This is a genomic window from Limnobacter sp. 130, from assembly GCF_902506325.1.
Taxonomy (GTDB): domain Bacteria; phylum Pseudomonadota; class Gammaproteobacteria; order Burkholderiales; family Burkholderiaceae_B; genus Limnobacter.
Genome location: NZ_LR732330.1, coordinates 117,772 through 131,734, shown reverse-complemented (window position 1 = coordinate 131,734; position 13,963 = coordinate 117,772). Strand labels below are relative to the sequence as shown.

At 51.8% G+C, this 13,963-nt stretch carries 10 protein-coding genes; 3 read left to right on the top strand and 7 right to left on the bottom strand.

The window, feature by feature from the left end; all coding sequences use genetic code 11:
- Positions 1-19: 19 nt before the first annotated feature.
- From FRIGORI9N_RS09605 to hrpA, 3 genes are read right to left on the bottom strand one after another with little or no spacing between them, the layout of a single operon-like run.
- A complete protein-coding gene (locus tag FRIGORI9N_RS09605) occupies positions 20-802 on the bottom strand; it encodes a molybdopterin-binding protein (protein ID WP_159570113.1) in 783 nt (260 codons plus the stop codon).
- A gap of 14 nt (positions 803-816) precedes the next feature.
- Positions 817-1,581 (bottom strand): EI24 domain-containing protein, encoded by a 765-nt coding sequence (locus FRIGORI9N_RS09600; protein WP_159570111.1) that lies wholly within the window; start codon positions 1,579-1,581, stop codon positions 817-819.
- 27 nt (positions 1,582-1,608) lie between these two features.
- Positions 1,609-5,478 carry an ATP-dependent RNA helicase HrpA gene (hrpA, locus tag FRIGORI9N_RS09595; protein WP_159570109.1) on the bottom strand — a complete coding sequence of 1,290 codons (3,870 nt, stop codon included), beginning with the start codon at positions 5,476-5,478 and terminating at the stop codon, positions 1,609-1,611.
- A gap of 151 nt (positions 5,479-5,629) precedes the next feature.
- Between hrpA and argA the strand changes: the two genes are divergently transcribed.
- Both argA and FRIGORI9N_RS09585 read left to right on the top strand, forming a co-directional pair.
- Positions 5,630-6,970 (top strand): amino-acid N-acetyltransferase, encoded by a 1,341-nt coding sequence (gene argA / locus FRIGORI9N_RS09590; protein ID WP_159570107.1) that lies wholly within the window; start codon positions 5,630-5,632, stop codon positions 6,968-6,970.
- A gap of 22 nt (positions 6,971-6,992) precedes the next feature.
- Positions 6,993-8,192: a PLP-dependent transferase gene (locus FRIGORI9N_RS09585; protein WP_159570105.1), complete on the top strand. Its 1,200-nt coding sequence runs from the start codon at positions 6,993-6,995 to the stop codon at positions 8,190-8,192.
- Between the two features lie 29 nt (positions 8,193-8,221).
- Here the strand turns inward: FRIGORI9N_RS09585 and FRIGORI9N_RS09580 are convergent, their stop codons facing one another.
- Positions 8,222-10,477: an arginine/lysine/ornithine decarboxylase gene (locus tag FRIGORI9N_RS09580; RefSeq protein ID WP_159570103.1), complete on the bottom strand. Its 2,256-nt coding sequence runs from the start codon at positions 10,475-10,477 to the stop codon at positions 8,222-8,224.
- A gap of 242 nt (positions 10,478-10,719) precedes the next feature.
- Here FRIGORI9N_RS09580 and FRIGORI9N_RS09575 point away from each other — a divergent pair, with 242 nt between their 5' ends.
- A complete protein-coding gene (locus FRIGORI9N_RS09575) occupies positions 10,720-11,781 on the top strand; it encodes a hypothetical protein (protein ID WP_159570101.1) in 1,062 nt (353 codons plus the stop codon).
- Here the strand turns inward: FRIGORI9N_RS09575 and dcd are convergent.
- From dcd to FRIGORI9N_RS09560, 3 genes are all read right to left on the bottom strand, one after another.
- The gene (gene dcd / locus FRIGORI9N_RS09570) at positions 11,751-12,317 is read right to left on the bottom strand and encodes a dCTP deaminase (protein WP_159570099.1); all 567 of its coding nucleotides are present in this window, start codon (positions 12,315-12,317) and stop codon (positions 11,751-11,753) included. The genes FRIGORI9N_RS09575 and dcd overlap by 31 nt on opposite strands.
- Before the next feature lie 57 nt (positions 12,318-12,374).
- Positions 12,375-12,806 carry a hypothetical protein gene (locus FRIGORI9N_RS09565; RefSeq protein ID WP_159570097.1) on the bottom strand — a complete coding sequence of 144 codons (432 nt, stop codon included), beginning with the start codon at positions 12,804-12,806 and terminating at the stop codon, positions 12,375-12,377.
- Positions 12,807-12,935: 129 nt separating this feature from the next.
- Positions 12,936-13,940: an alpha/beta fold hydrolase gene (locus FRIGORI9N_RS09560; protein WP_159570096.1), complete on the bottom strand. Its 1,005-nt coding sequence runs from the start codon at positions 13,938-13,940 to the stop codon at positions 12,936-12,938.
- Positions 13,941-13,963: the final 23 nt, after the last annotated feature.

The window sequence follows — 13,963 nt, the reverse complement described above, 5'->3', positions numbered from 1 at the left end:
TTTTGTGGCAGGCTTTTTTTTATTTGATCAACTCAAATTCACAACACATGTTTTCCAGAATCTTCACCAGTTCAGTAAATGCATTCGAGACAACTTCCTTCTTGCCAAGATTGCCCCGAGCCTTCACACCCAACTCAATGTGACGTGCCAGTTTGTTGTTCCCAACGCTGGGCAGGCTATATAACCTGCAATCAGGGTAAGCCGCTTCAAGCTGTTCCATTACCGGCGTAATTCGGGCCTCTGGCGTGTTGAACAACAACAGCGCTTTTTTGTATTCAAGTTCCAGGTGGTGAAATTGAGGGTAAAGCGTATCCAGCACCCAATCAATCATGGGCCAAGCCATAACAGGAAAGCCTGGCACAAAGTGATGTTGCCCCACAGTAAAACCTGCAATGCGGTTGTACGGGTTTGGAATCAGGCTGGCACCGGCAGGAAAATCGGCCATGCGCAAGCGAAACTCGTCCAGAGGCTGTCCACTTTCCTCGCAACGCTGGCGAATCAATTCCACCGCGCCCTCATGGCGAACAATTGGCAGCCCCAAGGCTTGGGCTGCTGCTTGCCGTGTGTGGTCATCGGGGGTTCCGCCAATGCCGCCGCAACTTAAAACAATGTGCTTGCTTGCAAATGAGCGCGTCAGGGTGTCGGCCAGGAATTCACGATCGTCCCCCACCATTTGCACCCATGACAAGTGAAGTCCACGCGCTGCAAGCCGTTCAATCACGGCGGGTATGTGTTTGTCTTGTCGCAAACCTGACAGAATTTCGTCGCCCACCACAATCAAACCAATTTTGGGTACTGCCATGTTGTGCTCTTTTTTTAGTTAGATTGAATCACGGGCATGTCGATCACTTTGTCTTGCCGCACGTGAACCAGTGCGCCCATGTAATGGCGTGTAAAAGCCAAAGCCGACATCACGGGCATGATCAACAAAATTGGAGGAATGAAACTTAAGAATGCGCAAACCAAACCAATTAACCAGGCCGATGTGCTGTCGCGCCTTCTGATTTCTTTGATTTCCAGTTTGGTGGCGTGGCCAGCCAGCGAATCAAAACGCATCACGGCCATAAGCAAGTAGGCTGTCAACAAAATAGGCAATACAAACGCCATGCCAGGGATAAGCCACAGGGGCAAAGTCACGATCCACGCAATCAGAAAAATAATGACTGCTTTCAAAGTGACCCAAAGACTCATCACCATGCCGGAATCGCCTTTCTTTTCAATTCCCTGAAATTCTTTGTCGGTAAGGTAACTAACCACGGGTGGCGTGACGTACAAACCAGCAAGCAACACAGCAGAGGTTGCAACGATGGGCCACAACAAACCAAACACCGCCAATGGCACCAAAATAAACTTGAGCCAGCCCATGAATGCAGCATCGGTTGCCAATGCATCGGCGGAAAAATCAAAACCCAGATAACCCAATGCCCAGGTTGCAGCGCTGACCAAAGGATCAATCGACAACCAAATGATCACCAACCAGAACACGGATGCGATTGCCACTGATACCAAGGTCAGCATCAACATTTTGGGTCTGAAAGAATCCACCAGTGCATTAAAAAGTATCGACATTGCATTGTTCATACATGTTCCTTTTATCGTGGAGGACTGTTACTGACGCTTGGCCATGGTTTCCCAGGCCTTTTGCAACCGTTTTACAGACACCGGCATCGGTGTACGTAACTCTTGGGCAAACAGGGATACGCGAAGTTCCTGCAATTGCCAGGCAAACTGGCTGAGACTTTCGTCCTCTTGGCCCTTGAGTTGAGAGGAAGCACGGACCCAGTGTAATTGAAGATCCATGACATCTTTCATCAGTTGCTTGTCGCGGTCGATTGAATTGCGTACCCGCTCCAGGCGAATTTGAGCAGCCTTCAAATAACGTGGGTAGTGTGTTAGCTGCTCCCAAGGTTTTTTCAGCAAAAACCCTTTGGGCAACAGCCAGTTAAGTTGATTTTGAATGTCAGCCACACATTCTGGAAACGACTTAGATAAAGACTGAAGTTTCTTGCTCAATGCATTGTATTCATTAAGTATTATCAGGAGAATTTTCCCGATTTCCTGCGCAATCAAATTCATTCGGCTGCGTGCTTCCAGCACTTTGGCATTGAATTCATCCTGCGTAGCAGGCAGGCCCGCGGCCAATGCACTGCGCATCAAGGTCAGCTTGATCCACTGCTGCTGAAGCTCATCCGATGACCCCAAGGGCATGTACAGCATGGCCACCTTCTGAAAATCCAGCAGATTTTTGGTCAGGTACTTCAAGGGTTCTTTCAGGGCAATATTGAACAACCGAAGCACGCCATCCAGATGAACTTTGCGGGCAATGTCTTCCTCATCAAATACTTCCACAATGCAATGGTCGCCCATGTCTTTCAGGGCGGGGTATCCGAAAAAGGTTTGGCCGCCTCGCTTGATTTCAAGCATGTCGGGCAGGCTGCCAAAACTCCAGTCGGTGATGGGTTTGTCGTTGAAGGCATTGTTGCTCAACACAGGAGTCTTGGCCGATTCGGTTTTGGTGTTGCCGGGCTGCACCTGACCCGATCCAACTTGCGCCCGTACCTGCTCCACCACGTCCGAGCTTTTAAAACTTTCTTGCGCCTTGCGGCCCCACTCAGCCTTCAAGGCGGACAGGCTACGTTGCATGTCCAGCTGACGCCCATGCTCGTCCACCAACTTGAAGTTCATGAAGTGGTGCGGCGGCAGTGTTTCAATACGAAAATCGCTTAACAAAGGCCTGGCTGGCGTTTCGCTGGCCACGAAATCGCGCAGGCGCTCGAGCAAGGGTTTGTCATACAGCTTGGAATCGAAGTGTGCTTCAGCAAATTTTTCAGCGAACTGCGGCACCGGTACGCAATGACGGCGAAGTTTTTGCGGCAAGCTTTTCAGCAACAGCAAGGCTTTTTCTTTCAGCATACCGGGCACCAGCCATTCGGTGCGCCCTGCATTCACTTGGTTCAGCAGCATTAACGGTATGGTCAAGGTGACACCATCTCGCGGGCTGCCCGGCTCAAAGTGATAGATCAAGTCAAATGCCAAGCCACCCATTTCCAGCTTCTTGGGATAAAACTCGGTGGTAATGTCCCCTGCTTTCTTGCTTAGCAAATCTTGCTTGTTCAGACAAAGCGCGGCCAGGTCTTCCTTACTGGCTTGTTTCGCCCAGTTTTCAAGGGTTTGCTGGTTGTACACGCCTGCGGGCAGCTTGTCGTCGTAAAACTGGGCAATCAGGGCCTCGTCGACCAAAATGTCTTGTCGGCGGGCTTTGTGCTCCAGTTTTTCCAGGTCTTCGATCAGCTTGCGGTTGTGTACATAAAACGGCACGTTCGTTTTGACCTGTCCGGGCACCAAACCTTCATGAATCATCAAGCGGCGCGCCTCTGCCTGATTGAAACGGGCCAGGCTAACGCGGCGTTGGGAATAAATCGGCAAGCCATAAATAGTGCCGGTTTCCAGGGCAACCGCCTGGCCAGAACCCTTCTCCCAGTGCGGGTTGTTGTGGTTGCGTTTCACAAGATGCGCGCCCACTTTCTCAATCCAGTCAGGCTGAATTTTGGCCACACTGCGGGCATACAGCCGGGTGGTTTCAACCAGCTCGGCTGCCATAATCCACTTGCCGCCTTTCTTGAACAAGTTGGAACCGGGATGAATTGAAAACTTGATGCTGCGTGCGCCCAGATAGACCGGATCAGTCTCGTGTTTCAAGCCGATATTGCCCAGCAAACCGGCCATTAATGCCAAATGGATTTGGTCGTATGTGGCCGGTGTGGCGTTCAATGTCCATTTTTGGTCTTTCACCATGGCGGTGAGCTGTTGGTGAACCTCACCCCATTCCCGCAGCCGGTTCGCAGATAAAAACTTGCGCTGAAGCGTGTTTTTCATCTCGCGATTTGTTGAACCTTTTTCTTTTAAATCAATATAAAAATTCCATAACTTAAGAAACGACATGAAATCAGACTCAGCATCGTCGAATTGCTGCTGAGCATTGTCCGCGGCTTCTTGTGCGTCAATTGGACGGTCGCGCGGGTCTTGAATTGACAAGGCGGCGGCCAGCACCAGCAGTTCATTCAAACAGCCTCGCTGGCTGGCTTCGAACAACATTCGGGCAATGCGCGGATCCAAAGGCAGTTTGGCCAGGGCCCGACCAATTTTGGTTAAGTGGCCGGCATCGTCCAGCGCATTCAGCTCGCTGAGCAACTGATAACCATCGGCAATTGCGCGGCCCATTGGTCGCTGCAAAAATGGAAAGTCCTCCACCTCGGTCAGGTGCAGGCTTTTCATTCGCAAAATAACGGAGGCCAATGATGAGCGAAGAATTTCCGGATCGGTGTAGTCAGTACGACCGGCAAAATCAGACTCAGCGTACAAACGAATGCACACACCGTTTGCAACCCTGCCGCAACGCCCTGCCCGCTGGTTGGCCGATGCCTTGGAAATTCGCTCGATCTGCAACATTTCAACCTTGTTGCGGTAACTGTAGCGTTTCACACGGGCCACACCAGAATCAATCACATAACGGATGCCCGGCACAGTGAGCGAGGTTTCTGCCACGTTGGTGGACAGCACAATGCGCCTGCGCCCGCTGGGTTTGAAAATACGCTCTTGCTCCTGCGCAGTAAGCCTCGCAAACAATGGCAAAATTTCCAGCGTTTGGCGCATGTTCTTGCCCAGGAAATTTGCCATGTCGCGAATTTCACGCTCGCCGGGTAAAAACATCAGAATGTCGCCCTGACCCTCGCGGCAAAGTTCTTCCACAGCGTCGAGCGTGGCGGCTTGAAAGGCGTCTTCGTCCACCTCATCAGCGGGATTCACAGGGGCATTTTTTCTGCGACTGGTGTCAAAGTCGTTGGGGTCTTTGTAGCGTAGCTCGACCGGGTACAAGCGGCCAGACACTTCAATAACCGGGGCTGGTTTGCCCTGCAAATTCTCGAAGTGTTTTGAAAAACGTTCGGCGTCAATGGTGGCCGAGGTGACGATCAACTTCAAATCCGGGCGTTTGCCCAGCACATCCTTCAAATAGCCCAGCAGAAAATCGATATTCAGGCTGCGCTCATGCGCCTCATCGATAATGATGGTGTCGTACTTCTTGAACAGTGGATCCGTTTGGCTTTCAGCCAGCAAAATACCATCGGTCACCAATTTCACCGCCGTACTGGCATTGGATTGGTCTTGAAAGCGAATTTTAAAACCCACCCACTGGCCAATCTCGGAATTCAGTTCTTGTGCAATTCGTTTGGCCGTGGCTGTGGCGGCCAGGCGGCGTGGCTGGGTGTGCACAATGCTTTGCCCATTCAGGCCGCGCCCCAATTCCAGGCACATTTTTGGCAATTGTGTGGTTTTGCCTGAGCCTGTTTCTCCGCACACAATCACAACCTGATTCTCTGCAATCAGTTGCTTGATCTCAGTGCGGCGTTGGGAAACCGGTAACTCTTCGGGGTAACGAATTTCGAGTGGCGACAGGAGGGTTTGTTCTTTTGACAACACAAATAACCAATATTGGGTTCAAATTCCGATCAAATCGGGCAAAAACAGCGAGAAGACTGGACTGCACGCAATCGGAAATTATAATCAATCGAACGAGCGGCCACGGCTGCCCCACAGTGTATTCCCTTTTTTCAGGACAGCCCCCAAGCCAATGAGCAACACCCCCAGCCACGACGACCTTTCCATGAACAGCCAAACTTTTGTTCAATGGCTACGAACTGTTGCGCCCTACATTCACGCCTTTCGTGGCAAAACGTTTGTGGTGGCTGTCGATGGCGAGCTGGCCTACCAAGGCTATCTGAATTCATTGGCTCAGGATTTGTCGTTGTTGCACGCCATGGGCATGCGCATTGTGCTGGTGTGTGGTTCCCGCCCGCAGGTTGAAGAACAACTGGCTTTGCGCAACATTCAACCTGCGTTTCACAAGGGCTGGCGGATCACCGACAAAGGCGCGCTGGAATGTGCCAAAGAAGCGGCGGGTGAACTTCGCCTGGACATTGAAGCGGCTTTCTCACAAGGCCTGCCCAACACACCCATGGCACATTCGTCCATGCGCGTCATTTCCGGCAATTTCATTACTGCACGGCCCATGGGTATTCTGGAAGGCGTGGATTTGCAACACACCGGCCTGGTTCGAAAAATCGATGTAACCGCCATTCAGATGAGCCTGAACAGCAACGCAATTGTGTTGTTGTCCACCATTGGCTTTTCGCCCACGGGCGAGGCGTTCAACCTGACCATGGAAGACGTTGCAACCAGCACTGCGCGGGCCATGAAGGCTGACAAGCTGATTTTCGTCACACAGATTGAGGGAGTTTTCGACAAAAGCGGCAAGTTGCTTGAGGAACTGGAGCTGGACAGGGCTCGCGAAATCATGCAGCAAGAGGATCTTCCCGAGCTGACCAAGGATTACCTGGAGTGCTGCATTTTGGCGGTGCAAGGCGGCGTGGGCCGGGCACACATTGTGCCTTTGAATCTGGACGGCGGTGTGATGCTGGAATTGTTTTCGCACGATGGCGTAGGCACCATGGTGTCTGAAGAAAACCTGGAAAGCCTGCGTCAGGCAACGCTCGATGATTCCGGTGGTATCAAAACCCTGATTGAACCGCTTGAAATGGCGGGCGTGCTGGTGCGCCGTGGGCGCGATCGCATTGAACGCGACATTGACCACTTCACCGTGCTGGAACACGATGGCATTTTGTGGGGCTGTGCGGCCATGTATCCCTACCACGCCGAAGGTGTGGCCGAACTGGCTTGCCTGGTGGTGCATCCTTCCTGGCAGGGCACCGGCGATGGCGAACGGCTCTTGAAGAAACTTGAACACGATGCGCGCAAGCAGGGCTTGAAGCAGCTATTTGTACTGACCACACAAACTTCGCATTTCTTTTTGAAACGCGGCTTTGTGGTCGGCGATGTGGACAAGCTGCCGATTGAACGAAAACGCTTGTACGACTGGAACAGAAAATCTCAAGTAATGATCAAAACACTGTGATTCAAAAAATGAAGCCCAAGCCATGAGCACCTTCAAGCACGACAAGCCGACGCACGGCCTCAGCACAGAAATTGTTCATTCCAAACCGGTCAGTACCGAAGGGTTCTCGGCGTTGCCTGTGCCGCTTTACCGTGGCTCCAGTACCTTTTTTGAAAGCACGGCAGCACAACGCGCACCCGTGAACCCGATTGGGCTGGACTACAGCTATGGCCTGCACGGCAACCCCACGCAATACACCCTGGCCAAGAAACTGGCTGAAATTGAGGGTGCCATGCATGCGCTGGTGTGCCCGTCCGGGCTGACAGGTATTGCGCTGGTGGCGCAGGCCTGCCTGAAAACTGGCGACCATTGGCTGATTCCCGAGAATGTGTACGGCCCCGTGCAAGCCCTTGCGCGAAGCCTGCATGCAGACTACGGCATTGAATTCACTGAATATGACCCCTGCAATGCCGCAAGTGTGGCCGCTGCCCTGCAAACCAATACCAAGCTGGTGTGGACCGAGGCACCGGGTTCGCTTACCTTTGAAGTACCCGATCTACAAACCATTGTGGCTTTGGCAAAGGCCCACGGTGCACGCACTGGCATTGACAACACCTGGGCCGCCGGAATTGCCTACAAGCCTTTCGAGCATGGTTTCGACTTCAGCGTACAGGCCCTGACCAAATACCAGTGTGGCCATGCCGATGTATTAATGGGTGCGGTGTTGAGCAACAACACCAGGGCGTTTACCGATTTGGAACGAAGAAACCGAATACTGGGCCTGGGTGTGTCGCCGGCCGATTGCGACCTGGTACTGCGTGGCCTGCTCACCCTGCCTTTGCGTTATCGGCAACAAGCCGAAAATGGCTTGCTGGTGGCCACTGAGTTAAAACAGCACAAGGCAATTGCACGGGTACTGCACCCAGAATTTCCTGAATGCCCCGGCCATGAATTTTACAAACGCGACTTCACGGGTTTTGCCAGCATTTTTTCCGTGGTGCTTCAATCGCATTACACCGACGAGCAAGCCTGCAAAATCATCGACAGCCTGAAACTATTCAAGATTGCCTACTCGTGGGGGGGGCCTGAAAGCTTGGGATTGGTCGTGAACGTGGCGGACAGTCGCAAGCGATACCTGCTCGATACGAATGGCCAATGTGGACCAATCTTGCGACTGGCGATTGGGTTGGAGGATCCGAACGATTTAATTGCTGATTTAATGCTGGCTCTGGATGCTGCGTAAGATTCGCAGCATCCGAGAACCTGAACCGCTTACTCTTTCACACAATCCACGAAGTAACTGACGTTGCCCTGATCGTCTTCAATTCCGACCAAACCATGAATATCAGTTTCAAAACCGGGGAATTGTTTGTTGAAGTCACGTGCAAAACGCAAGTAGTCCACAATCGTGGCATTGAAAATCTCGCCAGGAATCAACAGCGGAATACCTGGCGGATACGGTGTCAACAAGGCTGAAGTAATACGCCCTTCCAGATCATCAATTGCGACACGTTCAATTTCACGGTGCGCCACTTTTGCATACGCATCGGCAGGTACCATGGCGGGCTGCATGTCGCTCAAATACATTTCAGTCGTCAAACGCGCCACATCTTTCTTGCGGTACATGTCGTGAATGGTGTTGCACAAATCCCGCAAGCCCACTCGCTCGTAGCGCGGATTCGCCTGACAAAACTCAGGAATCACACGCCACAGTGGCTGATTCTTGTCGTAATCGTCTTTGAACTGCTGCAAGGCAGTCACCAGCGTGTTCCAGCGGCCTTTCGTAATGCCGATGGTGAACATGATGAAGAATGAATACAGACCCGTTTTTTCAACAATCACGCCGTGCTCGGCGAGGTACTTGGTGACGATAGACGCGGGAATGCCAGCGTCGGAGAACTGACCATTCACATCCAGCCCCGGGTTCACAATAGTCGCCTTGATCGGGTCGAGCATGTTGAAACCATTGGCCATTTTGCCAAAGCCGTGCCAGGTGTCGGTGGTGTGGATCAGCCAGTCGTCGCGCGGGCTCATGCCCTCCTCGCTCAACACATCCGGGCCCCACACCTTGAACCACCAGTCGTCGCCAAACTCCTCGGCCACCTTGCGCATGGCACGGCGGAAATCCAGCGCTTCCATAATACTTTCTTCGACCAAAGCGGTGCCGCCTGGCGGCTCCATCATGGCGGCCGCCACATCGCAGCTCGCGATAATCGCGTACTGCGGGCTGGTGGAGGTGTGCATCAAATACGCTTCGTTAAAAATGTGCCTGTCCAGTTTACGGTTTTCACTTTCCTGCACCAGAATTTGCGAAGCCTGCGACAAACCAGCCAACATTTTGTGAGTAGATTGCGTTGCAAACACGAGTGAATCTTTGGTGCGCGGGCGGTCGCGACCAATCGCATGCATGTCTTTGTACATGGGGTGGAAACTGGCGTGCGGCAACCAGGCTTCGTCAAAATGCAAAGTATCAATTTCAGAGCCCAGCACTTCCTTGATCATTTCCACGTTGTACAAAACACCGTCGTAGGTACTTTGTGTAATCGTCAAAATACGGGGCTTTTTGTTTTTGGCTTTGCTGGCAAACGGATGGTTTGCAATTTTCTTGGCAATGCTTTCAGGCTTAAACTCGTCCAGCGGGATGGGCCCGATGATGCCCAAGTGATTGCGCGTGGGCGTCAAAAACACGGGAATGGCACCGGTCATGGTGATCGAATGCAGAATCGATTTGTGGCAGTTGCGGTCTACAACGACGATGTCGCCAGGTGCCACGTTGGCATGCCACACCATTTTGTTGGAAGTCGATGTGCCGTTGGTCACGAAGAAACAGTGATCGGCATTAAAAATTCTAGCGGCATTGCGCTCAGAGGCAGCTACCGGACCAGTATGGTCGAGCAATTGACCCAATTCATCCACGGCGTTACACACGTCGGCACGCAGCATGTTCTCACCAAAGAACTGGTGGAACATTTGCCCGACCGGGCTTTTCAGAAAAGCAACGCCGCCCGAGTGTCCAGGGCAGTGCCAAGAGTAGGAGCCATCTTGCGCGTAGTGCACCAAGGCGCGGAAAAACGGAGGCGCCAATGAATCCAGATAACTTTTGGCTTCACGGATAATGTGACGAGCCACAAATTCCGGAGTGTCCTCAAACATGTGAATGAAACCATGCAATTCTTTCAGGATTGCATTCGGAATATGCCGCGATGTGCGCGTTTCGCCGTACAGATAAATTGGGATATCTGCATTTTTGAAGCGAATTTCCTGCACAAAATTATTCAGATTTTGCAGTGCGTCCTCGATCTCTTTTTTGCTACCCAAGCCGAACTCTTCATCGTCAATCGACAAGATGAACGCGCTGGCCCTGCTTTGTTGCTGGGCAAATTGGGAAAGATCGTGATAACTCGTAACTCCCAATACTTCAACGCCCTCTTTTTCGATGGCGTCTGCCAGGGCGCGAATGCCGAGACCAGATGCGTTCTCGGAGCGGAAATCTTCGTCAATAATGACAATTGGAAAACGAAATTTCATTAATCTTCCTGTGATCGGGGTTCAACACAAAACAAGGCTGCATTATCCACTACGCAGCCCCCTGTTCCAAGCCCTATTGTCGCGCATTTATCCCTCCATGTAGTGACTTCACGGAAATGTCATCTGGCACAGGTTCAATAGACGACTTTCCTGCTTACTTGCCCTTCATGCAGATCAGTTCATTGACGGCTTCGCCCAGCCAGTTTACGCAGCCACAGGCACCGTTTCGACCGGCGCGCAGCATGACCAAACGTCTTGACCAATACCTCAACAGTTTCGACATGGGCTTTGAACGCATTGCCAAGGTACGCGCCGAAGTTCTGGGTGGAACAAATCGTATTCATTCGTTTGACAGGGCTTTGGTATACCCCGAGCAATACAAAAGCCGAAGCATTCGCGCATTGATCCACCTGGCCAAGCACACCGAGGAAATGGCGGAGGGGTTTGCAGATATTTCAGGCCTGGCCGAGCGGCTGACCCGGAACCTGATTTCTTCCGGCGAGAAGTCTGACATGGCATTGGTCATTGCCTCTGCAGTCGGTCGAGTGATCTCGGGTCAGCTCAATTTAGGGGGCATGGCTGTTCACAAAGTGGCCGGAGCAGCCTTGTATGCCATGTCATCAATCTTCAGTATTGCCGCACTGGGCATGATTAAAGCCGGGTTGGGGGCACGCAGAACGGATTCTGAATTAGAGCAAGCCAGAATGAAATCCAATTTTGATTCAAGCGCTTACCTGATCGTTGCCAGAAAATTGATTGCCGCCAAAGAGTTGTTGCTCGACAAAATACTTGAAAGAGCCGGCGAACCGACAAACCGGCATCGTTGCGCGATTCATGGCTGGGTTAAATACATGTCAAGACACAAAAGCTCAATTCCGCCACACATGCACTCCAGACGCAAAGGCAACTGCAATTATATTTGGCAAAATCTTCATCAGTACGGTCCGGTCACCCGTTCGCTGATGCATGTGGCCTACGGCACGTTTCAGGGCATCAACAAATTGCTAGTCTCCTATGACAAACACATCGGAGTAGCGATTGGCAATTATTTGTTGAGCAAGAAAGTTGGCGGGGTACTGGGATGCCGCTTGGGGATGACCGTGTCAGTGGGTAGCGCCGCCGCTGTGTCGGTGCCTTTGTCGCCGTTCATCATTGGTATTTCCACTGTGGGTGCAATTGCCTGTGGAGTGGCTTTGCTTGCGCTTACTTTGGCCAAGTTGAATGTTCGGCTTACCCATGACTGGAGAGGGAACATTCAACGGCCGCTAGGCAATCAGGTTTTTGGCAGGGTCACGCCGACTTGACCTTGATACTTGCCACCCCGGTCCCGGTAAGACGTTTCGCACACCTCGTCACTTTCAAAGAACAGCACCTGGGCACAACCTTCACCTGCATAAATTTTGGCGGGCAATGGCGTGGTGTTTGAAAACTCGAGTGTGACGTACCCCTCCCATTCAGGCTCGAACGGGGTGACGTTGACGATAATGCCGCAACGCGCGTAGGTACTTTTTCCGAGACAAATGGTGAGTACATTGCGGGGAATTCGGAAGTATTCAACCGTGCGTGCCAATGCAAAGGAATTGGGAGGGATAATACAGACATCACCTTTGAAATCCACAAAGCTTTTCTCGTCGAAATTTTTGGGATCGACAATGGTGCTGTTGATATTGGTAAAAATCTTGAACTCGTCTGCACAGCGAATATCGTAGCCGTAGCTGGATGTGCCATAAGACACGATTCTTTTGTCATCCTCGTAACGAACCTGGCCAGGCTCAAAGGGTTCGATCATCCCTGTGCTCTCAGCCATTCTGCGAATCCACTTGTCCGATTTAATGCTCATGCTCACTTTGCTTTAATAAAGTTCAATAGCCGAAATGTTACATGAGACAAGACATTACTAATTCATTCCATCGAGAATCTCGGTTAATTCCTGCATGACAGAATTGGCCAATGCATCAAAAAAGACCTGGATCAAATTGGCCATTTGAGCACCAGTTACCCCTTGAAGTGGCAATTGCATCAGAAACTCAAGGTTTTCGGTGTCCATGTTAATACCCACTTGGTACTGAAAATCGAGCACATGGACCATGGCATGTGCTTCTGCCAAAAAATGCAAACAGATTTCGGCTGAACTCGGCTCGTTCATGTTGTACAAGGGGAATGCCATAACCACCCAACGTGCGTTTTGCGACTCACCTGGGCGAAACGACAGCTCAAACTGTTCCTTTTTGGCCATGATTACGCCCAGGCCATCAAACCAGCGCATACCGGCCAGACCGATTGCCTCGTGCAGCAGACTCGCCTCTTCGGCGGAAAAACCGGATTCCATGCGAGGGGCAACAGGTCGCTCTGATGGAGAGCGAGGGGCTTGATTTTTATTCATGAAGTGAAGCGACTCAATTAGGTGGACATGTATTGAGTAGACTTGAATCGCGGAAGGTTCCTTGCAGGGCTTGCGTCAGACCAGCAAATGATGCCGCGAAACTTCCTGCGAAATTGCCGTAACCATGTTCCCGGATTCTGCAAGATGCCCTGTATCGGGCAGTTCTATCAAGGTAGCGCGCAAAACAATTTCCGAAAGAAGTCTTGAACCGCCCGGCGGACAGACCCGGTCATTCATGCCTTGAATGATCGACAAGGGCCATGTGGCCTGCGCAACACTTGACAACAGTGAATCGAGATCCGAGGGAGATAAAAAGCAGTTATGCCTCAAAAAGTGTGCTTGCAAGCGATATTTGCGCACCAATGCAAGCTCTTGAACATCGCTTAAAAAAGGCCTTTTGTTGTCAAAATCGCCAGACCTGCCAAGAAGCAAAGCCGTTTCAAGTTTATTCCAGGCCACCGAAAGCTCTAAAAGGTGCTCAGGGGTAGCCACCTCAAAGCATTCGCAAACAAAGTCGGTTCGGGCACCGGGGCCAAAATATTCAGCAAAATAGTCTGGTGCAATTCTCTCGAGTGACTCGAAAAAAGCATCGACACGCGGGCGCATGGGTAAAAACGGAGCGCGCAATACCACGCTGGCCACTTGGTCGGGGCGATAGGCAGCAATCGCCAAAGCCAGGGTGCCACCCCAAGACCCACCTAGAATATGAAACTTCGGGATATTTAATCGATCAGCAACTTCGAGTGCGTCGTCTACAAAACGCTGCAAATCAATCACGCTGAGGTCTAAATCTTCACTTAAACCGCTGTTGCGCTGATCAAAACCGAACCACGGTAAACCAGCAAATCGAATTGGTGCCACATGGGAAGCCCCAAGGCTTCCGCCGGGGCCACCATGGAGGACAAGCCAGGGAATTTGCCGGGCGCTATCGGCAAGCTGCCGGGCAATGCCCTGCTCTGCCCACACAGCAAGATTGCCCCCCGCATCAAGAACCACTTGCGGGGTCGACCATACACCAGCCAACCCCGCCTTTGGCGCGGGGCTGGCCACTTTATGAAAGGTCAGTTCGTCTTTAGGCACATCAGCCCCCAAGGCGCCTTGGC